Source organism: Pseudomonas sp. 39004, from assembly GCF_028682155.1.
GTDB lineage: Bacteria > Pseudomonadota > Gammaproteobacteria > Pseudomonadales > Pseudomonadaceae > Aquipseudomonas > Aquipseudomonas capeferrum.
In genome coordinates, this window is sequence record NZ_JANIAG010000099.1 from 1 (window position 1) to 20,281 (window position 20,281).

General features: G+C 64.7%; 20 protein-coding genes and 1 pseudogene. 8 read left to right on the forward strand and 13 right to left on the reverse strand.

Annotation, left to right across the window (positions count from 1 at the left end):
- Window positions 1-961: iron-sulfur cluster carrier protein ApbC (gene apbC / locus NP534_RS17230; RefSeq protein WP_274099498.1), on the forward strand; the 961-nt coding region annotated here is incomplete at its 5' end.
- A 132-nt stretch (window positions 962-1,093) separates the two neighbouring features.
- Here the strand turns inward: apbC and NP534_RS17235 are convergent.
- Window positions 1,094-1,303, reverse strand: coding sequence for a cold-shock protein (locus NP534_RS17235; protein ID WP_012273869.1), 210 nt, complete (start codon window positions 1,301-1,303; stop codon window positions 1,094-1,096).
- Window positions 1,304-1,641: 338 nt separating this feature from the next.
- Between NP534_RS17235 and dcd the strand changes: the two genes are divergently transcribed.
- On the forward strand, window positions 1,642-2,208 hold the full coding sequence (gene dcd, locus NP534_RS17240; protein WP_012313046.1) for a dCTP deaminase: 567 nt from the start codon (window positions 1,642-1,644) through the stop codon (window positions 2,206-2,208).
- A 94-nt stretch (window positions 2,209-2,302) separates the two neighbouring features.
- Complete coding sequence (locus tag NP534_RS17245; RefSeq protein WP_274099499.1) at window positions 2,303-2,530, forward strand: hypothetical protein; 228 nt, start codon at window positions 2,303-2,305, stop codon at window positions 2,528-2,530.
- 10 nt (window positions 2,531-2,540) lie between these two features.
- Here NP534_RS17245 and pdeM read toward each other — a convergent pair whose 3' ends face one another.
- From pdeM to NP534_RS17300, 11 genes are all read right to left on the reverse strand, one after another.
- The gene (pdeM, locus tag NP534_RS17250; RefSeq protein WP_274099500.1) at window positions 2,541-3,194 is read right to left on the reverse strand and encodes a ligase-associated DNA damage response endonuclease PdeM; all 654 of its coding nucleotides are present in this window, start codon (window positions 3,192-3,194) and stop codon (window positions 2,541-2,543) included.
- Window positions 3,191-5,644, reverse strand: a complete 2,454-nt coding sequence (locus NP534_RS17255; protein WP_274099501.1) for a ligase-associated DNA damage response DEXH box helicase — start codon at window positions 5,642-5,644, stop codon at window positions 3,191-3,193. Before NP534_RS17255 ends, pdeM begins: the two co-directional genes overlap by 4 nt.
- Before the next feature lie 68 nt (window positions 5,645-5,712).
- Entirely contained in the window at window positions 5,713-6,828 is a 1,116-nt protein-coding gene (locus NP534_RS17260; protein WP_274099502.1) for a succinylglutamate desuccinylase/aspartoacylase family protein, read from the reverse strand.
- Window positions 6,829-6,911: 83 nt separating this feature from the next.
- On the reverse strand, window positions 6,912-8,570 hold the full coding sequence (locus tag NP534_RS17265; RefSeq protein WP_274099503.1) for an ATP-dependent DNA ligase: 1,659 nt from the start codon (window positions 8,568-8,570) through the stop codon (window positions 6,912-6,914).
- A complete protein-coding gene (locus NP534_RS17270) occupies window positions 8,567-9,583 on the reverse strand; it encodes a ligase-associated DNA damage response exonuclease (RefSeq protein ID WP_274099504.1) in 1,017 nt (338 codons plus the stop codon). Before NP534_RS17270 ends, NP534_RS17265 begins: the two co-directional genes overlap by 4 nt.
- Window positions 9,584-9,688: 105 nt before the next feature.
- On the reverse strand, window positions 9,689-10,030 hold the full coding sequence (locus NP534_RS17275) for a hypothetical protein (protein ID WP_274099505.1): 342 nt from the start codon (window positions 10,028-10,030) through the stop codon (window positions 9,689-9,691).
- Between the two features lie 104 nt (window positions 10,031-10,134).
- The gene (locus tag NP534_RS17280) at window positions 10,135-12,576 is read right to left on the reverse strand and encodes a penicillin acylase family protein (RefSeq protein WP_274099506.1); all 2,442 of its coding nucleotides are present in this window, start codon (window positions 12,574-12,576) and stop codon (window positions 10,135-10,137) included.
- Between the two features lie 210 nt (window positions 12,577-12,786).
- Window positions 12,787-12,990: an SEC-C metal-binding domain-containing protein gene (locus NP534_RS17285; protein WP_033702646.1), complete on the reverse strand. Its 204-nt coding sequence runs from the start codon at window positions 12,988-12,990 to the stop codon at window positions 12,787-12,789.
- Between the two features lie 7 nt (window positions 12,991-12,997).
- Window positions 12,998-13,474, reverse strand: a complete 477-nt coding sequence (locus NP534_RS17290; protein ID WP_274099512.1) for an LEA type 2 family protein — start codon at window positions 13,472-13,474, stop codon at window positions 12,998-13,000.
- Between the two features lie 2 nt (window positions 13,475-13,476).
- Window positions 13,477-13,953, reverse strand: coding sequence for a YchJ family protein (locus tag NP534_RS17295; RefSeq protein WP_274099507.1), 477 nt, complete (start codon window positions 13,951-13,953; stop codon window positions 13,477-13,479).
- Window positions 13,954-13,955: 2 nt separating this feature from the next.
- Window positions 13,956-14,450: a DUF6231 family protein gene (locus tag NP534_RS17300; protein WP_274099508.1), complete on the reverse strand. Its 495-nt coding sequence runs from the start codon at window positions 14,448-14,450 to the stop codon at window positions 13,956-13,958.
- A gap of 160 nt (window positions 14,451-14,610) precedes the next feature.
- On the opposite strand from NP534_RS17300, the gene NP534_RS17305 reads away from it, so the two are divergent.
- The 3 genes from NP534_RS17305 to NP534_RS17315 all read left to right on the forward strand — a co-directional run bounded on the left by NP534_RS17305 (window position 14,611) and on the right by NP534_RS17315 (window position 16,487).
- Entirely contained in the window at window positions 14,611-15,303 is a 693-nt protein-coding gene (locus tag NP534_RS17305; RefSeq protein ID WP_274099509.1) for an OmpA family protein, read from the forward strand.
- Window positions 15,304-15,460: 157 nt separating this feature from the next.
- Complete coding sequence (locus NP534_RS17310; RefSeq protein WP_033702642.1) at window positions 15,461-15,736, forward strand: DUF1145 domain-containing protein; 276 nt, start codon at window positions 15,461-15,463, stop codon at window positions 15,734-15,736.
- Window positions 15,729-16,487 (forward strand): collagen-like protein, encoded by a 759-nt coding sequence (locus NP534_RS17315; protein ID WP_274099510.1) that lies wholly within the window; start codon window positions 15,729-15,731, stop codon window positions 16,485-16,487. Before NP534_RS17310 ends, NP534_RS17315 begins: the two co-directional genes overlap by 8 nt.
- A gap of 36 nt (window positions 16,488-16,523) precedes the next feature.
- Here the strand turns inward: NP534_RS17315 and NP534_RS17320 are convergent, their stop codons facing one another.
- Entirely contained in the window at window positions 16,524-16,988 is a 465-nt protein-coding gene (locus NP534_RS17320) for a CopD family protein (RefSeq protein WP_033702640.1), read from the reverse strand.
- Between the two features lie 98 nt (window positions 16,989-17,086).
- On the opposite strand from NP534_RS17320, the gene dinG reads away from it, so the two are divergent.
- Window positions 17,087-19,231: an ATP-dependent DNA helicase DinG gene (dinG, locus tag NP534_RS17325; protein ID WP_274099511.1), complete on the forward strand. Its 2,145-nt coding sequence runs from the start codon at window positions 17,087-17,089 to the stop codon at window positions 19,229-19,231.
- Between the two features lie 81 nt (window positions 19,232-19,312).
- A pseudogene (locus NP534_RS17330) lies at window positions 19,313-20,281 on the forward strand (beta-agarase); the annotation flags it as partial.

The following is a 20,281-nucleotide window of genomic DNA, read 5'->3' on the forward strand; positions in this document are numbered from 1 at the left end:
GCAACTGGGGTATGCCGCAGGGTTGTTCAAGAACGGCTGGGCCCAGGTACTGCAGACAGCAATCGGCAACCTTGATGGCGTCAGCAGCGCCCAGGTGTCGATCGACTGCGTGGTCGCCGCGCACAAGGCCCAGGCCCAGGTGCCGGCCATGGCCAACGTCAAGAACATCATCGCAGTGGCTTCGGGCAAGGGTGGCGTCGGCAAGTCGACCACTGCTGCCAACCTGGCCCTGGCCCTGGCCCGGGAAGGCGCCCGGGTAGGTATTCTCGACGCGGATATCTATGGCCCAAGCCAGGGCGTGATGTTCGGCATCGCTGAAGGCACCCGGCCACAGATTCGCGAGCAGAAGTGGTTTGTGCCGATCAAGGCGCATGGTGTGGAAGTCATGTCCATGGCGTTTCTCACTGACGACAACACGCCGATGGTATGGCGTGGCCCGATGGTGTCCGGTGCGTTGCTGCAACTGGTGACCCAGACCGCCTGGGATGACCTCGATTACCTGGTGATCGACATGCCGCCTGGCACCGGTGACATCCAGCTGACCCTGGCGCAGAAAGTGCCGGTTGCCGGCTCGGTGATCGTCACCACCCCGCAAGACCTGGCCCTGCTGGACGCCAAGAAGGGCGTGGAAATGTTCCGCAAGGTCAACATCCCGGTGCTGGGTGTGGTGGAGAACATGGCCGTGCACATCTGTTCGAACTGTGGCCATGCCGAGCACCTGTTCGGCGAAGGTGGTGGTGAAAAACTGGCGGCCCAATACGGCGTCGATCTGCTGGCCTCGCTGCCGCTGTCGATGCTGATCCGTGAGCAGGCCGACAGCGGCAAGCCGACGGCGATTGCCGAGCCGGAAAGCCAGATCGCCATGGTCTATCAGGAGTTGGCTCGCCAGGTGGGCGCGCGCATCGTCCTGCAGGAAGCGGCGGCGCCGGCGATGCCGAACATTACCATCAGCGAGGATTAATACCCTTGACGTTGTAGCGGTCACTGCAGGAGCGGCCCGGCAAGGCCGCTTCTACAGGGCGTGCGATTGCAGCAGGCATAAAAAAACCCGCCAGAAGGCGGGTTTTTTGAAAGCTTGTAAGCTTAGATCGACTTAGGCGATCTGAACTTCTTCAGCCTGCATACCTTTCTGGCCGCGGGTAGCGACGAAGGTAACAGCCTGGCCTTCTTTCAGGGTCTTGAAGCCGTCAGCTTGGATGGCTTTGAAGTGTACGAAGAGATCGTCACCCGACTGAGGGGTGATGAAGCCGTAGCCTTTCTCATCGTTGAACCACTTAACGGTACCGTTTTGGCGATTGGACATGTTTCTGTCTCCTTGGACAAAGTTGATTACGGTCAGGAAAAACCCTGCCCGGGACTGAGTGCAAAGAGAGCAGAAAATTCAGAGATGGGCCGATCAGATCGTGCATCAAACTAGAGATTCTCGGTGTCACGTGCAGCACAGTGGCGTCACCTTACCCCACTTTCTGCAACCTGCCAATGGCCAGAAGCCGCTTTACTGAAATTCAGATCGGCGGCGGCTGTAGGCCCCGCCCGGCGGGGATTATAGCCAGAATGAAGGATGGAACTTTGAAGCGAGCGCCGGGACCGGTAAGATGCGCCTCACGATTTTCACCTAGCAACTCTTCAGGACACCCCGCCATGAGCATCAAATCGGACAAGTGGATTCGCCGCATGGCGCAGGAACACGGCATGATCGAACCGTTCGTCGAGCGCCAGGTGCGCGGCGAGCACGACAGCCGGGTCATCTCCTTCGGCGTCTCCAGCTACGGCTACGACGTGCGCTGCGCCGACGAATTCAAGGTGTTCACCAACATCAATTCGGCCACCGTCGACCCGAAAAACTTCGACGCCGGCAGCTTCGTCGACGTCAAAAGCGACGTCTGCATCATCCCGCCAAACTCCTTCGCCCTGGCCCGCACTGTGGAGTACTTCCGCATTCCACGCAACGTGCTGACCATCTGCCTGGGCAAAAGCACTTACGCGCGCTGCGGCATCATCGTCAACGTCACCCCGCTCGAGCCGGAGTGGGAAGGCCACGTGACCCTGGAATTTTCCAACACCACCACCTTGCCGGCAAAAATCTATGCCAACGAAGGTGTGGCGCAGATGCTCTTCCTCGAATCCGACGAAGAGTGCGAAGTGTCGTACAAGGACCGCGGCGGCAAGTACCAGGGCCAGCGCGGCGTCACCTTGCCACGCACCTGAGCCGACGAGCGCGGGGAATTCCCCGTGCGTTTGGTACTCCAACGGGTAACTGCCGATGTGCATGACGCGTATCGGCGCCCGTCAGGAGCCGCCAATGAAACTCCATCCCGCAATCAGTGCCAAGCTGGCTGGCTTGCAGCCCAATCAGATCGGGTTGTTGCCGTGGTCATTGCTGGCGCATCCGCTGCCGATGCAGGCGGGGGGCGTGCCTCATCAGCCAGGTCCCGATACCCCGCAACCACCGCAACCCGGTGAAACGCCGCCCATGGAGCCAGGTGAACCGACCTTGCCCGATGAGCCGCCTCCCGCGCCGGTCGCCTAAGCCGGTGCTGCTATAGCGCCCATACCCGTTCAGCGCCGGTCAGAAACACTCGGCTGGTGCTATCGGGGTGGACGCGCCAGCCACCGGTGAACTCACCGAAGGCGGGTAGCAGGCTGACTTTGTCATCGATCAGAAAGCAAGGCAGGCGCAGTCGCTGCCTGGCTCGCCCCTGCAAGACGAACACAGGGTGAACATGCCCGGCCAGCACTGGGTGCTGAGGGTGGGTGACAGGCTCGTGCTGCAAGGCAAAGGGCGCCAACACCCACGGTTCTTCCACCACCTCGATATCCAGTTCAGCCGGTGGGTCGCCCGCCTGGCGATCATGGTTGCCACGCACCAGCACCATCCGTAGCTCGGCATGCCGTTGGCGCCACGCCTGCAGCCTGGCCAGCGTCGCAGGTGCGCGCGCGGTGCGGGCATGCAGGAAATCGCCGAGGACCACCAGTAATTGGCAGTCATGGCTGGCCAGCAGGGTATCCAGGCGTGCCAAGGTGGCTTCGGTGGTGCCGCGCGGCACGGGTTGATGAAGGGCGCGATAGCTGGCGGCCTTGCCGATATGCACATCGGCTACCAGCAGGGCGCGGCGGGCAGGCCAGTACAGGGCTTTGTCCGGCAACAGCCAAAGCGTTTCTTCGCAGTGTTCGATGGCCAGGTAATCATTCATCGCCTTCCACTCGCTGCGGTCTCCAGGTCTGCCACCATCCGCGCAATGCGGTCAGCCAGTTTCTCCGTGCTCAAGGTCTCGCGCATCCCTTCCACCAGCAAGGCAAAGGCCAATGGGCCTGGGCGGCGCAATTCACGCAGGTCCAGCCGCAGTTGGCCCATCTTCAGCAACTGGCGCTGCAGCCGATCGATCTCCAGCTCTTCGCGCAGCACTTCGTCCCGGGCCTGGCCCAGCAGCAAATTGTCGGCATCGTGCTTGCGAAACACCTCGTAGAAAAGCCCGCTCGACGCCTGGATCTGCCGGGTGCTCTTTTGCGCTGCCGGGTAGCCGCCAAACACCAGCCCGGCGATCTGGGCGATTTCGCGAAAGCGCCGCAGCGCCATCTCGCCCGCGTTGAGGCTGGCCAATACGTCCTCCAGCAGCTGCTCGGGCGATAGCGCAGTGGGCAAGTGCGCCGCCCAGTCCACGGCGCTCGGGCTGAGCAGTTCAAAGCCATAGTCACTGACGGCGATGGACACAGACAGTGGCTGTACCCGGCTGACCCGCCAGGCAATCAGGTTGGCCAGCCCCAGGTTGGCCATACGCCCGGCGAACGGATAGAGAAACAGGTGCGAGCCCTGGCGTGATTTCAGGGTTTCTGCCAGCAGCGTGCCGGTGGTCGGCAGGGCCGACCAGCGGGCCTGCAGCTCCAGCAGGGGGCGTACGGCGCGCATTTCCGGGCCGTCGTAATGTTGGTGGGCGGCGGCATCGAGTTGTTCGACCAGGGCATCGGCCAGTTCGCTGGACAGTGGCATGCGCCCGCCATTCCAGCGTGCCACGGCGGCGTTGCGCGAGGTGCTGCGGCGTACGTAGGCGGTCATGTTTTCGACCCGCACCAACTCCAGCACCCGGCCGGCGAAGACCAGGCTGTCACCCGGACGCAGGCGGGCGATGAAGGCCTCCTCGACACTGCCCAGCGACTTGCCGCCACCGCCCTTGCTCCAATACTTGAGCTGCAGGCTGGCGTCGCTGACGATGGTGCCGATGCCCATGCGGTGCCGGCGTGCCAGGCGCTCGCTGGCAACCCGCCAAACGCCGTCGGCCTGGGCCTCGACACGCTGGTAGTCGGGGTAGGCGCTGAGCGAGTTGCCGCCGTGGCAGACGAAGTCCAGCGCCCACTGCCACTGGCTGTCGCGCAACGTGCGAAAGGCCCAGGTGCTGCGCACTTCGTCGAGCAGATGATCGGGCCGAAAGCCGCTGCCCAGGGCCATGCTGACCAGGTGTTGCACCAACACATCCATGCACAGGCGTGGCGAACTTCGGGCCTCGATCTGCCCGGCAAGCAGCGCCTTTCGGGCCGCCGCCGCCTCCACCAGCTCCAGGCTGTGGGTGGGCACCAGGGTCACTCGCGAGGGGCGCCCGGGGGCATGCCCGGAGCGCCCGGCGCGCTGCATCAGCCGAGCGATACCTTTGGCCGAGCCGATCTGCAACACCCTCTCCACAGGCAAGAAGTCCACGCCCAGGTCCAGGCTGGAGGTGCAGATGACCGCTTTCAGCGTGCCTTGCTTCAGGTTGCGTTCGACCCAGTCGCGGGTATCGCGGGCCAATGAGGCATGGTGCAGGGCGATCAGGCCGGCCCAGTCTGGGCGTGTATCGAGCAATGCCTGATACCAGAGTTCAGCCTGGGCCCGGGTATTGGTGAAGACCAGGCTGCTGGCGCTATTGTCGATTTCCCTGCTGACCTGGTCGAGCATCTTCAGGCCCATGTGCCCTGCCCAGGGAAAACGCTCGATCGCCGTGGGCAGCAAGGTGTCTACCTGCAGTTGTTTGTCCTGTCGGCCTTGTACCAGCAACCCTTCTTGGGGCAACAGCACCTCAAGGGCGTGTTGCAGATTGCCGAGGGTGGCCGACAGCCCCCATGTCAGCAACTGCGGGTGCCAGTGACGCAGTCGCGCCAAGGCCAGTTGCAATTGTACGCCACGCTTGTTGCCCAACAGCTCATGCCATTCGTCCACCACCACCAGGCGCAGGCCTGCGAAGTCATCGCGGGCCTGTGCCCGGGTCAGCAGCAAGGTCAGGCTTTCGGGAGTGGTGATCAATACGCTGGGCAGGCGTCTTGCCTGCCGCGCACGCTCTGCGCTGCGGGTATCGCCACTGCGGACCCCAACGCTCCAGTTCAGCCCCAGTTCATCGAGCGGTGCTTGCAAGGCGCGCGCGGTATCGGTGGCCAAGGCGCGCATGGGCGTGACCCAAAGCACCTGCAAGGGGGCCGGTTGGCGGCCAGAGGGGCTGGTGGCGAATGCGCGAAGCGCTGCCAGCCAGACCGCGTAGGTTTTACCGGCGCCGGTACTGGCGTGCAACAGCCCGGATTCACCGCGCTCGACGGCTGCCCAGACACGCCGCTGGAAGGCGAACGGCTTCCAGCCGCGCTGGGCGAACCAGGCATTGGCGAGGTCGGTGGAGGCGGGCATGGGGGCAGGTGATCCTTCGAAGGCTGTGCTTCTACTGACCGCTTGCCCGGCCGATTGGTTTTACCGGATCAGTTGCCCAGCAGGTAGCCGCTGCGGCACACCTGCTCGCCCGCCACATGGGCGATGACCATGCCCGCCGTCGCCATGCGCCGCACGCTGCGGGCGTACAGCAGGCCGGGTTGGCTGTTGCGCACGGCGGTTACCCGGTCGTTGAGCGGGTCGATGACTTCGGCGATCAACTGGTCGGCTTGCAGGTGCTGGCCTGGCCGGGCGTGGTACACCAGCAAGCCGCCCAGCGGCGCAGTTATCGGTTCCACGGCGGCTAACGGCGTGGCCGGGCGGGGCAGCGGTGGAAGGGGCGCGTGGGCCCCTTCGATGACGCCGGCATGGGTCAGGAAGTCGAGTATCGCCTGGCAGTCCTTGCCGGCCAGTTCGTGGCTAACATCCGCCTGCCCACGCAACTCGACGGTCACCGCACAGCAGCCCAGCGGGATCGGGAAACGCTTGCCGAAGCGTTGCTGCAACTGCCACCAGACCAGGCTGAAACATTCATCGAACGATTGCCCGCCGGAGTCGGTGGCCAGCAAGCTGGCCTGGGCCCCCAGATAACGGGCCAGTGGCTCGATCTGAGGCCAGGCTTCGGGTGTGGTGTACAGGTGCTCGACGGCTTCGAAGTCGCAGTGCAGGTCCAGTATCAGGTCGGCGTCACAGGCCAGGCGCTGCAGGATCAGGCGCTGGGCCTGGAGGGGCGTGCGGGTGGGGTGTGCGTCCAGCCCGCGGCGCAGGTATTCACGGATCAGGGCAATGTTGTGGGCCGGGTCCTGGGTCAGGTGCTGTTCGATCTGATCGCCGATGCTGTCTGACAGGTCGACGAAATTGCGATTGAAGTTCTCGCCGCTTTGCAGTTCGAAGCGCCCCAGCGGGGCGTCCAGCAGTACCTGTTCCAGGCCTACCGGGTTAGCCACCGGCACCAGGATGATTTCCCGTTGCAGACGGCCCTGCTGCTCCAACTCGGCCAGCCGCCGCTTGAGGTGCCACGCCACCAGCATGCCGGGCAGTTCGTCGGCATGCAGCGAGGCCTGGATGTACACTTTGCCACCACCGCGTGGGCCAAAGTGGAAGCTGTGCAGTTGGCGTGAGATGCCCGGTACGGGGGCGAGCAGGTCGTGGGTCGAATGGTGCATGGGGGTCCTGGCTACGTGGCGAAAACGGTCTGCGACACGGGTCGGCACAAAGATAGAAGCATAGTTTGCCACTCTGTGCCTCTTCAGATCAGCAATGCCTGCAGTGTGGCCAGGTCGTCGGCTTCTTCCACCGGTTTGTCCAGGCGCCAGCGCAGCATGCGCGGAAAGCGCACGGCGATGCCGCTTTTGTGGCGGCTGGACAGGGCAATGCCCTCGAAGCCCAGTTCGAAGACCAGCGTCGGGGTCACACTGCGCACCGGGCCGAACGTCTCAATGGTAGTCTTGCGGATGATCGCGTCGACCTTGCGCATCTCTTCATCGCTCAGCCCGGAATAGGCCTTGGCGAAGGGTACCAAGGCCCGGTCGGGGCTGCCCGGGGGCGCGTTCCATACGGCGAACGTGTAGTCGCTGTAGAGGCTGGCGCGGCGGCCATGGCCGCGTTGGGCGTAGATCAATACGGCATCGACACTGAACGGGTCGATCTTCCATTTCCACCAGGTGCCCATGTCCTTGGTGCGGCCTACGCCATACAGGGCCTCACGCTGCTTGAGCATCAGGCCTTCCACGCCCAGGCTGCGCGACTGCTCACGTTGCTCGGCGAGGTCGGCCCAGCTCAGCCCTTCGAGCAACGGCGAAAGCAGCACCGGCGCCAGCGGGTACTCTGCTACCAGGCGCTCCAGCTGCCGACGACGCTCATGCTGCGCGCGGTTGCGCCAATCCTCGCTCTGCCATTCCAGCAGGTCGTAGGCCTGCAGCACCACGGGGGCGTCAGCCAGCAGCTTCTTGCCCAAGGTCTTGCGGCCCAGGCGCTGCTGCAGCAGGGCGAAGGGCTGCACGGCCAGCGCACCGCGGGTGGCGCCAGGCTTCCAGACCAGAATCTCGCCATCGAGCACAACGCCATCCGGCAAGGTTTGCGCCAAGCTGTGCAGCTCGGGGAAGCGATCGGTGACCAACTCCTCGCCGCGTGACCAGACCCACAGCTGGCCGTCACGCTTGACCACCTGGGCGCGGATGCCGTCCCACTTCCATTCGACCTGCCAATCGCTCGGGGGCCCAAGCAGCGCATCGAACTGCTCGGTTGGCGCCTGCAACGCATGCGCCAGGAAGAATGGATATGGCTGGCCGCCGCGCTGGCTGTGCTCATCGGCCGACTCGGCGGCCACCAAACGGTGGTAATCGGCGGCGCTGGGGCGGTGGCCGATGTCGGTGTAGCCGACCAGGCGCTGGGCTACGCGCTTGGCGTCGAGGTCTGCCAGCTGAGCCAGGGCGCGGGTGACCAGCAGCTTGGACACGCCGACGCGAAAGCTGCCGGTGATCAGCTTCAGGCACAGCATCAGGCTGGGCCGGTCGAGCTGCGCCCAGAGCGGTGGCAGGCGCTGGCGGATCTCTTCGGGTGGCAACCCGCGAAGGGGCAACAGGTGAGCCTCGACCCAGTAGGCCAAGCCATCGTCGCTGCCCTGGCTGTTCTGAGGCAGCAGCAACGAAATGGTCTCGGCAAGGTCGCCCACGGCTTGGTAACTCTCTTCGAACAGCCAGTCGGGCAGTGCTGCCAGCGCAGTGGCCAGTTCACGCAGCACACGGGTGGGCACCAGTTGCCGGGGGCGGCCACCGGCCAGGAAGTACACGGCCCAGGCCGCATCGTCGGCAGGGGCCTGGGCAAAGTAATCGCGCAACGCTTCGAGCTTGGCGTTGCTGGAGGTGGTCGCGTCCAGGCGCAGGTACAGCGCGGCAAAGGCCTTCATGCCTCGGCACCGGCGGGTGTCGACTCTTCTTCATCGCCGTATTCGGTGGCGAAGGCGCGGGCATCCAGGCCCTGTTCGTTGAGATAGCGCACCAGCACGTTGACCGAACCATGGGTGACCATCACCCGCTGTGCACCGGTCTGGCCGATGGCCCACAGCAGCCCTGGCCAGTCAGCATGGTCCGACAGCACGAAGCCGCGGTCGACGCCACGCCGGCGGCGTGTACCGCGCAACAGCATCCAGCCGCTGGCGAAGGCATCGCTGTAGTCGCCGAAGCGGCGCATCCAGCTGCTGCCGCCGGCTGACGGTGGGGCCAGGACCAAGGCCTGGCGCAGCAACGGGTCGTTGCGTGGGATATCGCCGGCATAGCGGGTTTCTGGCAAGTACACGCCTGCCTCTCGGTACACCCGGTTCAGCGGCTCGACCGCACCGTGGACCAGAATCGGCCCGATACTCGCGTCAAGCCCATGAAGGATGCGCTGCGCCTTGCCGAAGGCGTAGCAGAACAGCACGCTGGCTTTGCCCTGATCGCGGTTGGCCCGCCACCAGGCATTGATGCCGGCAAAGACTTCGGCTTGGCTGGGCCAGCGATAGATCGGCAGGCCGAAGGTCGACTCGGTGATGAAGGTGTGGCACGCCACGGGCTCGAAGGCTGCGCAGGTGCCGTCGGGTTCGACTTTGTAGTCGCCCGAAGCGACCCAGATTTGGCCCTGGTGTTCCAGGCGCACTTGCGCCGAACCCAGTACGTGACCGGCCGGGTGCAGGCTCAGGGTAACCCCGTGGTGGCGGATGCGCTCGCCGTAGGCCAGGGTCTGCAGGTCGATAGCCTGGCCCAGGCGACTGCGCAAGATACCTTCGCCAGAGGCGGCGGTGAGGTAGTGGCGATTGCCGGTACGCGCGTGGTCACCGTGGCCATGGGTGATGACGGCACGGTCCACCGGCCGCCAGGGGTCGATGTAGAAATCACCGGGCGGGCAGTACAGGCCTTCGGGGCGGGCGATTACGAGGTCCATGGCACGGCGGCTGGCAAAGGGGTTGCTAAGTCAGAGCGTGGCAGGTATCGGGAAGTTCGAATTCTAATCGAGCAGGCAGCCCTGGGGCAGGGCTGCCTGGGGTCATCAGGAGATCGCTATCTTCCAACCGGACAACTGAGCGTCGGAGACGCTGATTTTTGCAACGCGCTCAATGTTGAGGCGCTTGCCTTCGTGCATGAGGTAGGGGGAGGTGTGGAAGTGGTCCCACACGGTTTCGGCATCTTCGGGAAGCAGGTCCTCGGTATCGTAGGTGAACGCGATGGTGGCTGGCGAGGTGGTGGCCGGGGCGTCGACATCGCTGTCGGAGATCAGCCGGTAACTGGCTACCTCGTTGCCGACCCAAATCTGCGCATTAACGGTAGCGCCAGCCGGGACGTCAAGCGTATCTGGCCAGGAAACTTCGATGTTGAGCGTTTCAGTAGTCATGGTGGCATCCTCATTGGAAATGGCCGCACTCGATAGGCATTACCCAGTGCGGTGCCGAGGATTCTAAGAGCCCGACGCGCTGTTGATCAGAGGGAAACTGGCCTCTAGCGGCCAGGTACCAAGGTCAGCCGCGGGTTGCCATAGGCCCGCCCAAAGTTTTGCGGTTGCAGCGGCAGGCTCATGAAGCGGCCCTTGAACCAGGCATCCAGCCCATCGCCGTAGTGCTGGCTGGCCGGGTTGCCGGACTGGCCGCTGCTGGTCAGTACCTGCAAGGGTTCAGCCTGGCCGAAGTCGACGACCATGCGTGCCGAGGCCGGCAGGCGCGTGTCGAAGTCATTGCCCCAGGCGTAGGGTGTCAGTGCCAGGGTACTGAAATCGCCACCGGCAGCCAGCGGTGAGCGGCTGACAGTGTCCCCCAGGCCGTGATAGGCCGGTGCTGGCCAGCGGTACTGGTGCAGTTTGCCCCATTGCCAGGCACGGCGGTCGGCGCCGAGTTGCGCAGTGCCTGCATCCACCGCAGCGGCCAGGCTGCGGGCGAGGATTGCCGGCTTGTCTTCCTTCTGCGGTGTGCTGCGGTCATCCCAGAACGGGCTGTCTTCGCGGCCCAGCAGGTGGTCGGCCTGGGCCGAGTAGGACAAGCGGGCATTGCTGACGAACGCCTGCCAGGCAGGGCTGGACACCGGCCCGAGGTCGTCGAGGAACGTTTCGCGGGCGAACGCCTGGAGGAACAATTCGTACAGTGCGGCATCCGCCGACACCGGGCTCAGGCGGCCATCGAACGCCTTGAGCCGGGCCAGGGCGTCGCGGGCCTTGTCGCGCTGAGCGGGTGGCAGTGCCTCGATCGCCTGCTTGAGCGGCTGGCCCATGCCCGGGGCGTCGAACATCTGCTTGAGCTTGTCGGCCAGCAGGGTGACTTGGTCGTTCTGCAGGGCCATCAGGCTGCGGCTGTCGTGGCGGCCGTTAACGGCCAGCTGGGCCAGGCGCTCGGCGCGTTCGGGGTAGTACCAGGTGTTGGACAACTGCATGCCGTAGCCGCGCGGCAGGCTGCGCTGGTTGGCGTGGCCGATCCAGCCGGCGGGCGGGTCCTGGTCGTAAGGGTGCAGCATCGGGTCTGCGTAGCCGTCCCAGTCGTAGCGCCCGTCCCAACCGGGCGAGGGCAGCAGGCCCTGGCCTTCGCGGCGGTTGGGGTAGCGTCCGCTGACCTGCCAGCCGATGTGATCAGGCTCGGCGAAGACGAAATTGAGCGCCGCGGCAGCGACTTCACGGGTGCTGTCGAAAGCGCGTTCGACCGTTTTGGCACGGGTCAGGTCGAACAGCGCGTCAAGGCTACGGTCGCCCTTCAATTGCGGCAGGGCCAAGGCCAGGCCCAGGCTTGCGCTACCCGGCTGGGCGAGCAGGGTACCGTGGCGTGTGTCGTACATCACCTCGCGCAGAGGGCGTTGGCCGCGCACGAAGAAGGTTTCGCTGCGCGCCCGGGCCGGCTGCCACTTGCCGTCGGCCAGGTAGCTAAGCTGGTTGCCTTGGCGGCGCAGTTGTTCCAGGTACAGGTCCTGGTTGTCGGCCATCACGGCGCTGCTGCTCCAGGCGACTTTGCCGTTGTAGCCGGCCAGTACGATCGGCAGGCCTGGCAGTGACAGGCCGGCGACCTGGTACTTGCTGGTGTGGATTTGCACCGGGCTCAAGGCCCAGGCCGCTTGGCTGTCGCTGGCCAGCAGGCTCTTGCCGCTGCGGCTGCGCTGGGCTGCCAAGGCCAGGTTGGCCGAGTCGGGGCTGCCGAGCAGGTCGAGGTCGGCGAGTTTCTGGCTGGCCGCCGCCAGGGCCGGCAAGCCGGGTAGCTGGCTGGCCAGGTTCAGGCCCTTGAGCTTGTCCACTTCGGCGTCGGCCAAGGGCTCGTCCGGGGCGCCGGGCAGTAGCCAGGCCAGCTTGTCGCTGCCGACCTTCTGCGCCAAGGTCAGGGCGCTGAGTTCCTCTTGCAGGTTCACTGACTGGCTGAAAGCGTAAAGGCTGAAGATCAGCGCCGAGTCTTCTGGTTTCCAGTACTCGGGGCGATGGCCGCTGCTGGCCAGGCCGGTGGGCAGCTTATCGCGGTAGCGGAACAGGTAGGCGTTGACCCCGCGGGCGTAGACCTCGAAGAAGCGCTTGAGCCGTGGCGACGCGTCGGCGTATTGCTGGGCGGCGCTTTGCTTGAGGTTGGCGGCACGCATCAGGCGGTCGATGTCCAGTGCTTCGCTGCCGGCCAGTTCGGCAAGGCGGCCCTGGGCGAGCAGGCGCATGGCGACCATCTGCTCGATGCGATCACCGGCATGTACATACCCCAGGCTGAACAGGGCATCATGGAAGTTGCCGCTCTCGATCAGCGGAGCGCCCATGGCATTGCGCCGTACCGAGACGTTTTGCGCCAGGCCCTTGAGGGGTTGCACGCCGGTGGTCGGTGGCACACTGCCCTGATAGCCGCCCATCTGGCAGCCGGCGAGTCCGAGCGTGCCGAGCAGCGTGGCAGCGGTCGTGAACCGCAGGCGGAAGGGAGGAAAGGCGGGGGCGGCCATGACAAGGGCTCCTGCAAGGCGTGGCGGGGGTTTGGAAGGCGCTAAGGTAGTGAGCGCGCAGGCGCGGTGCAAGGTGCTGAGGCGGTTTATTTACGAATGGTAGGGGGGCTTCGAGGTGCTTGGCTTGGGTATTGAGGTGTTGTCGAGATTGAGCGCCCTCATGCTCAAGGCATGTACGAGGCGCTCGATTTCATCAGCACAACGGTCGCATCAGGCGCCGTGGCACTTCTTGAATTTCTTCTCGCTGCCGCAGGGGCAAGGATCGTTGCGGCCAACGTCCTTCAGGGCATTACGCACCGGCTCCTGATGGCCGTGGTTGCAGTGCGGGCCGTGCACATGGCCATGGTCGTGATCGTGCGGGTGATCATGATCGTGGTTGCAGTCAGGGCCATGAACATGGGGTTGCTGGGTCATTGCAGGGTTACTCCGGTAAGAAATCACCGGGGATTATCTCACCACTGCGCGACAAGTGCAGGTCCCGATGGATGAGTAGCCCCGTGGCCAGTTCCCCCTGCAGGGTGTAGTGCAGCGGTTGTTCGCTTTTAAGCAGTTTGGCCAGTGGCTTGAGGTGCTGCCACAAGTTGGTCCGCGCGGTGATCTTGAACGTGCGCCGGGCATGGCCGCCAACGCTGCGCCATACGCTGGTCTCATCCTGCACCAGCAGCAGGTCGTTGAGCCGTATCGAATACGCCAGGCTACGGATGAACAGCCGGCTGTCGTTCGGGTTGTCGACACGCAGGTGCAGCACGAATTCCTGCTGCAGCAGCCTGGCCTTGACCGTCTCGACCTTGACCAGGTGTACCTCGGGTTCGCGCCAGTCGTCGCCGCCCCAGCTGGCGCAGCCGGCCAGCAGGGCCAACAAGGCGCCAAGCATGAGCACGCGGGCCTGGGCGATCATGTTCAGCTGGCCACGTAGCTTGCGCAGCATTTCTTGAATTTCTGACCGCTGGCGCACGGGCAAGGGTCGTTGCGCCCGGCCTTGAGCCCGACCGTGGGGTCGATGAAGTACCAGCGCCCATCATGCTGGACGAACGCCGAACGCTCGCGGTGTTGGTGATCGCCCTCCTGATCGTGCCAGCGAGCGGTGAAGGTGACAAAGCCGTGCTCAGGCTGACCACCCAGCACCTCGGCGTTTTCCACTTCCAGCCCCAGCCAGGTGCTCTGTGCGCTCCAGCTGGCCATGGCGGCGCGGTCCAGTTCCGCCTGCTGGGCCGGCAGGGTGGTGTGCACCAGGTAATCGACCAGGCCCAGCACGTAAGCGCTGTAGCGCGAGCGCATCAGCGTCTGGGCATCGGGGGCCGGGGTTCCGGCGTGGTAGTGCCCGCAGCAGGCGTCCAGCAGGTTGCCACTGCCACAAGGGCAGACCGAGACACTCATCATCACCACCAATACTTTCCAAAATTTTCAGGGTTGGCCCAGAATCGCGCATTGAGCCAGTCCGGGACTTGCTTGTAGTCATGTAGATCATAGGTGAACAGGCTCAGTACCTGCCCTTCACGACGGAACTTTTCGCTGGCCGACAAGGCCAGGGCGAAGAAATCGGTGTCTTGCCAGCCGCAAGCCGAGAGATCGGCCAGCACAGCAACCCGGCTGGCATTGAGGTTGCGAATGCCACCGAGCAGTTCCAGGCCCGTGCGTTTGGGCAGGTGCTCCAGGCAGTCCACCAGTACCGCCAGGTCGAAGCGCTGGTTTGCCAGGTCAACCGGCAGCGGCCCAGGCGCGGTCGTTGCAATCGCCACCTGCGGGTGAGCCTGGGCAAAGGCGTCCAGCGCCGGGAAGCGTGTGCCTACCAGCAACAGGCGTTGGGGGGTGAAACGCTCGAGCAGGGCTGCCAGGGCCTGCTGGGGAGTGCGCTGGGAAAAACCGTCGGTCATTGCCAATCCTCGTTCAAGTCGTCCAAGACTAGCGGGCCGCAGCGCGTGGGCAAAGCGTCATGTAACTGCGTCGTGGCTTATTGCTGGCAGGGATGGATTGTGCGGTCTTTACTGCCAGAGATCGGCCTTATGCCGATTCCCCCTAGGAGATGCGACGAAAATGAGCATAGTACGCACAGCGATACCCCTGGTACTGCTCACCAGTGTGTTGACTGGTTGTGCAGGTTTGCAAAAGACCGACTGGCCGAAGTGTGCTGCCGTCGGGGGTGTAGGCGGCGCCGCCCTGGGCGCCATCGAGAGTTCCAGCTGGGCTGGCTGGGGCGCGTTGCTGGGCGGTGGCCTGGCGGCGGGCTATTGCTGGGCCCATGGCGATGGCGACGAGGATGGTGACGGCGTACCGGACAGCCGAGACAAATGCCCAGGCACCCCGCGCGGCGTGCAGGTCGATGCCAATGGCTGCCCACCGGAGCCGGTCGCGGTGGTCGAGGAAGTGGTGGTGCAGAAGGAAGAAGTCATCGTCATCCGTGACGTGCACTTCGAGTTCGACTCTGCACGCCTGACCGCAACCGATAAAGAGCGCCTCAACACCATCGCCACCCGCCTCAAGCAGGAAGCACCCAGTGCGCGGCTTAGCGTCAGTGGCCATACCGACAGTGTCGGGTCAGACAGCTACAACCAGAAACTGTCCGAGCGCCGTGCTCATTCGGTGACCGATTACCTGGTCGAAAGCGGCGTACCCCGCAGCAGCTTCGTCTCGGTGGTCGGTGCAGGTGAAACCCAACCTGTGGCAGACAATGCCACCGCCGATGGGCGCGCCATGAACCGTCGCACGGAGATCAAGATCCAGCGCTGACGGCCCGCGCCCGCGCCTTGGGCAGTGGCGCGGGCGCGCCTTCAAACCGGCAAGCCGGGTGTGGCCAATGACACAGGCAGCCAGTACAGGTACTGTTGGCCGCACGGCCCGCTCGAACGGGCCGTTTCGACAGAACAATAAATGCAGGGGGCGGGGCATGAAATTCATCCTGGGCCTGGGCAAGGTCCTGACGGTTGTCTTCTGGGGTGTGGTGCTGTTCAATCTGCTGCTGCCACAACCACTGCCATTCAATCTTCTGATCAATACGGCAGGCATTGTCCTGCTGAGCCTGCATGTGCTCGAGGTGCTGTTCTTCAACGCCAGCCTGCGTGGCCGTAGCCACCGTTGGTTCGACCGTCTGCAGATCCTGCTGACGGGTATTTTCCATGTCATGTCCATTCCTCGTGCGCAGGAGGCGCCGCGCAATGCGTAATCTGATGTTGCTGGCCATGTTGGCCGCTCCCCTGGCCCAGGCCGAAACCCTTGAAGTGGCGTCCAACTCCATGCTGCGTCTGCCCGACAAGTCGGCCAGCGTGCACCTGGAGCATTTGCGCGTGGCCGATTCAGCGACGTTGCTGCTGCCTGCCACGCTGACCGAGTTGACCATCGATCATCTGCAGCTGGGGCGTGATGCGCGTATCGCCATTGCCCCATCTGACCACCCGTTGCGCATCGAGGCGCGCAATGCCCGCTTGGGCGAGGGGAGCGAGATCAGTGCGCCGGGTGCGCCGGGCACCTACCAGCGTGCGGCCCGTTCCGGTCGAAGCCTGGACTTGAAGCTGGACGAGGTCGACGCCGGGCTGTTGTCGATCGACGCACGAGGTGGCGCGGGTGCGCCCGGTTATGCCGGGCTCGACGGCGCCAACGGCCAGCCTGGGGGCTGTACCTGGGGCCAGGCCAGCCGTGGCGCCAATGGCGATGACGGGGGCAATGGGCACGATGGCGCGGCGGGCGGGCGAATTCGCCTGAGCCTGCCGCAAGGTTTTGCCCAGGAGCGCATCGTGGTACGGCTGGATGGCGGTGCGCCAGGCCGGGCCGGTGCCGCCGGCAAGGCCGGCAAGGGCGGGGCGAGCAAAGGGTGCCTGGTGTATCGCACCGATGCCGGTGCCAGCGGCCGGCCAGGGCAACCGGGCCAGCCAGGCCTGGCTGGTGCTTCAGGTGAGTTGATCCTGCAACGGCTTTGACGTTAAGGGGCGGCGTGGCCCAAGGGGGCGCGTCGCCTACAGCATCAATCGCGAACTGGCCACTGCCACCACGGCGATGCCCAGCAGCAGGTTGATCCCGACCATGCGTCGAATCCTTCCCAGCACCGCAGCCCCCGCTGGCCAGTCCTCTGCTTGCACGGCCGTTTTCAGCTCCGGCAACAGTAGCGCCTGGATGCGCATGAACAGGGCGAACATGGCGATACCGCCCCCGATCATCACCTGCACGTACTTGGGCGCGGTCTCCAGGCCTGTGAAGCGCATGTGCAACATGCCGATACCACTTATCGCCAAGATCGCCACTGCCACCCAGACCCAGCCGAAGAAGCGTCGGAAAACTTCCACCCACAACCGCAGGCGAGCAGGCCCGTCGAGGGCTGCAACCGTTGCCGGGCGCAGCACCAGCCAGGCGAAGAACATGCCGCCGACCCAGACCAGGGCGGCCAGGACATGCAGTGTGTAGGGCAGGGCAAAGGCAAGCATCCGGATCTCCATGCGGCATAAAGGGCAATAGCGGGGTATGATAGCCGCCCCATGCGAAACACTGAAAATATATCCAGCCCTTCGGGCGTCTGCAGACCATGATCAGCAACGAACTCAAAGCCACTATCCAGGGCGCCTACTCGCGTTTTCTCGAAGCCAAGAGCCTCAAGCCGCGTTACGGCCAGCGCCTGATGATCGCCGAAGTGGCCAAGGTACTCGGCGACATCGCCTGCGACGATGAAGGCCGCCGCGCCGGCGAGCCTGCCGTGGTCGCGGTAGAGGCCGGCACCGGTACCGGCAAGACGGTCGCCTATGCGCTGGCCGCGATCCCGGCTGCCAAGGCCGCTGGCAAGCGCCTGGTCATCGCCACCGCCACCGTCGCCCTGCAGGAGCAGATCGTCTTCAAGGACCTGCCCGACCTGATGCGCAACAGCGGGCTGAACTTCAGCTTCGCTTTGGCCAAGGGGCGCGGCCGTTACCTGTGCCTGTCCAAGCTCGACGTGCTGCTGCAGGAAGGCCACGCGCAGTCGGCCACCGCCCAGTTGTTCGAGGAAGAAGGCTTTCACATCGAGGTCGACGAGCGTAGCCAGAAGCTGTTCAACAGCATGATCGAGAAGCTGGCGGGCAACCGCTGGGATGGTGACCGTGACAGCTGGTCCGAAGCCCTGGAAGACCAGGACTGGGCACGCCTGACCACCGACCATAGCCAGTGCACGGGCCGCCACTGCCCGAACTTCCAGCAGTGCGTGTTCTACAAGGCGCGCGAAGGCATGGGCAAGGTCGACGTGATCGTGACCAACCATGACATGGTCCTGGCTGACCTGGCCCTGGGTGGCGGCGCGGTGCTGCCCGACCCCCGCGACACTTTGTACGTGTTCGACGAAGGCCATCACCTGCCGGACAAGGCCATCGGCCATTTCGCCCATTACTCGCGCCTGCGCTCCACCGCCGACTGGCTGGAGCAGACCGCCAAGAACCTGACCAAGCTGCTGGCCCAGCACCCGTTGCCGGGGGACCTGGGCAAACTGATCGAACAGGTGCCGGAGCTGGCCCGCGAGATCCGTACCCAGCAGCAGTTCATGTTCACCCTGTGCGAGCAAGTCGCGGACTTCCGCCCCAGTGAAGACACCGAGGGCCGTGAGCGCCCGCGCTATCGCTTCGAAGGCGGCGTGGTGCCGGAGCAGATCCGCGAGGTGGGCATCGAGTTGAAAAAGGGCTTTGCCCGCCTCAACGATCTGTTCACCCGCCTGGCCGACCTGTTGAAGGAAGGCATGGACGGTGAAGTCAATATCGGTATCGCCAGCCATCAGGCCGAGGAATGGTACCCGCTGTTTGGCAGCCTGGTGACCCGTGCCCAGGGCAACTGGGAACTGTGGACGGCATTCACCGCCGAAGACCCCGAGGACAGCCCGCCCATGGCGCGCTGGCTGACCCTGGCCGAGAGCGGTGCGCTGTTCGACATCGAAGTCAACGCCAGCCCCATTCTGGCGGCCGAAATGCTCCGTCGCAGCCTGTGGAGCGTCGCCCACGGTGCGCTGGTAACCTCCGCCACGCTCACCGCCCTGGGCAAGTTCGACCGTTACCGCATGCGCTCTGGCCTGCCTCGCGATGCCGTGACCTGCGTGGTGCCCAGCCCGTTCGTGCATGGCGATGCCGGCGTGCTGCGGGTGCCCGACCTGGGCGCCGATCCGCGTGATGCGGCGGCGCATACGGCGGCGATCATCCGTGAACTGCCCAACATGCTCGATGATGCCCGTGGCGCGCTGGTGCTGTTCTCGTCGCGCAAGCAGATGCAGGATGTGTTCGACGGCCTGGACCGCGACTGGCGCAAGCTGGTGCTGATCCAGGGCAACCTGTCCAAGCAGGAAACCCTGAACAAGCACAAGGCGCGGGTCGATGATGGCCAACACAGCGTGTTGTTCGGCCTGGCCAGCTTTGCCGAAGGGGTAGACCTTCCTGGCGCTTATTGCGAGCACGTGGTGATCGCCAAGATCCCCTTCGCGGTGCCTGATGACCCGGTCGAGGCGGCCCTGGCGGAGTGGATCGAGGCCCGTGGCGGCAACCCGTTCATGGAAATTGCCGTGCCCGACGCCTCTTTGCGCCTGATTCAGGCCTGCGGCCGGCTGCTGCGTACCGAGCAGGATCGCGGTGTCATCACCTTGCTTGATCGACGTCTGGTCACCCAGCGCTACGGCAAGGCTATTCTCAATGCGCTACCGCCGTTCCGGCGGGAGATTTCCTGACGGCCGGAGCACTCTGCACCGGCTTGTTGTCCATCACTCAGTCTTGGGCTCATGAGGGCCCTGAAGGAGAGCCCCAGCCTTATGGTCCGCCGTACCCTGCCTGTCGTATTCGCCCTGTTGTTCAGCTCGCCATTGTTGGCCGGGCAGCAGACGCTGTTCAGCTTCGTGCGCCCGGCCTCGGTGGTCAATGTGGTGACCGAGGATGCCGGCATGCCGCAGTACAACGCAGAGCAGACGGCCGGGGGTGAGGTGTTGCGGCGCGTGGTGTTCAACCCGGCCGAGCGGCCGACCTTGCGCCTGAGCCCGCAGAGCGGTGTGTGGGACTGGTCTGCCGGGCAGTTCCTGACCTTGCGCCTGCAAAGCGCAATGGACTGGGCGCTGACCGTGGACGTTACCGTGTTGGGCAGTGATGGCCGCACGCTGACCAGCCGCATCGACCTGCCCGCAGGCCCCGCCCAGACGGTGATGGTACCGCTCAAGGCCAACTCGCCGTTGAGCCAGGGCATGCGCGCCGGGCCGCCGATGCCATGGGCGTACGCAGGCCAACGCCTGCTGCTGACCAGCAGCGCAGGTGCGGTCGACCTCAAGCAAGTGGCGTCCGTCAGCCTGACGATCCCCAACCCCAAGGTGGCGCAGAACCTGCTGATCGAGAAAGTGGGTATTCAGGATGACGACCAGGCCTACCAGGCCGCCTACCATGAATTGATCGACGCTTACGGCCAGTCCACACGCGGCCAATGGCCAGAGAAGATTGCCAGCGATGAGCAACTCAAGGCTGCAGAAGGCCGTGAGCAGCAGCAACTCAAGGGCTGGTTGGCAGAGCACGGCAAGCAGCAACTGGACAGCTATGGCGGGTTGCTGGGCGGGCCGGCGTTCGAGGCCAAGGGTTTTTTCCGTACCGAGAAGCGTGATGGCCGCTGGTACCTGGTCACGCCAGAAGGCAACCCGTTCTACTCGCTGGGCGTCAATGCCGTGGCCGCTGATGGCGGGCGCACCTACGTCGAAGGCCGTGACGGCATGTTCAAGGCGCTGCCGGCCGAGGGCGATCCG

Coding starts and splice junctions, on each gene's coding strand:
- pdeM (WP_274099500.1), bottom strand. CDS start 3,194: ATGAATGATTACCTGGCCATCGAACACTGCGAAGAAACGCTTTGGCTG.
- NP534_RS17280 (WP_274099506.1), bottom strand. CDS start 12,576: ATGGCCGCCCCCGCCTTTCCTCCCTTCCGCCTGCGGTTCACGACCGCT.
- NP534_RS17300 (WP_274099508.1), bottom strand. CDS start 14,450: ATGACCGACGGTTTTTCCCAGCGCACTCCCCAGCAGGCCCTGGCAGCC.
- NP534_RS17255 (WP_274099501.1), bottom strand. CDS start 5,644: ATGCCCGCCTCCACCGACCTCGCCAATGCCTGGTTCGCCCAGCGCGGC.
- NP534_RS17270 (WP_274099504.1), bottom strand. CDS start 9,583: ATGGACCTCGTAATCGCCCGCCCCGAAGGCCTGTACTGCCCGCCCGGT.
- NP534_RS17265 (WP_274099503.1), bottom strand. CDS start 8,570: ATGAAGGCCTTTGCCGCGCTGTACCTGCGCCTGGACGCGACCACCTCC.
- NP534_RS17310 (WP_033702642.1), top strand. CDS start 15,461: ATGAAATTCATCCTGGGCCTGGGCAAGGTCCTGACGGTTGTCTTCTGG.
- NP534_RS17320 (WP_033702640.1), bottom strand. CDS start 16,988: ATGCTTGCCTTTGCCCTGCCCTACACACTGCATGTCCTGGCCGCCCTG.
- NP534_RS17295 (WP_274099507.1), bottom strand. CDS start 13,953: ATGAGTGTCTCGGTCTGCCCTTGTGGCAGTGGCAACCTGCTGGACGCC.
- NP534_RS17245 (WP_274099499.1), top strand. CDS start 2,303: ATGAAACTCCATCCCGCAATCAGTGCCAAGCTGGCTGGCTTGCAGCCC.
- dcd (WP_012313046.1), top strand. CDS start 1,642: ATGAGCATCAAATCGGACAAGTGGATTCGCCGCATGGCGCAGGAACAC.
- NP534_RS17285 (WP_033702646.1), bottom strand. CDS start 12,990: ATGACCCAGCAACCCCATGTTCATGGCCCTGACTGCAACCACGATCAT.
- NP534_RS17290 (WP_274099512.1), bottom strand. CDS start 13,474: ATGATCGCCCAGGCCCGCGTGCTCATGCTTGGCGCCTTGTTGGCCCTG.
- NP534_RS17235 (WP_012273869.1), bottom strand. CDS start 1,303: ATGTCCAATCGCCAAAACGGTACCGTTAAGTGGTTCAACGATGAGAAA.
- NP534_RS17305 (WP_274099509.1), top strand. CDS start 14,611: ATGAGCATAGTACGCACAGCGATACCCCTGGTACTGCTCACCAGTGTG.
- dinG (WP_274099511.1), top strand. CDS start 17,087: ATGATCAGCAACGAACTCAAAGCCACTATCCAGGGCGCCTACTCGCGT.
- NP534_RS17260 (WP_274099502.1), bottom strand. CDS start 6,828: ATGCACCATTCGACCCACGACCTGCTCGCCCCCGTACCGGGCATCTCA.
- NP534_RS17315 (WP_274099510.1), top strand. CDS start 15,729: ATGCGTAATCTGATGTTGCTGGCCATGTTGGCCGCTCCCCTGGCCCAG.
- NP534_RS17275 (WP_274099505.1), bottom strand. CDS start 10,030: ATGACTACTGAAACGCTCAACATCGAAGTTTCCTGGCCAGATACGCTT.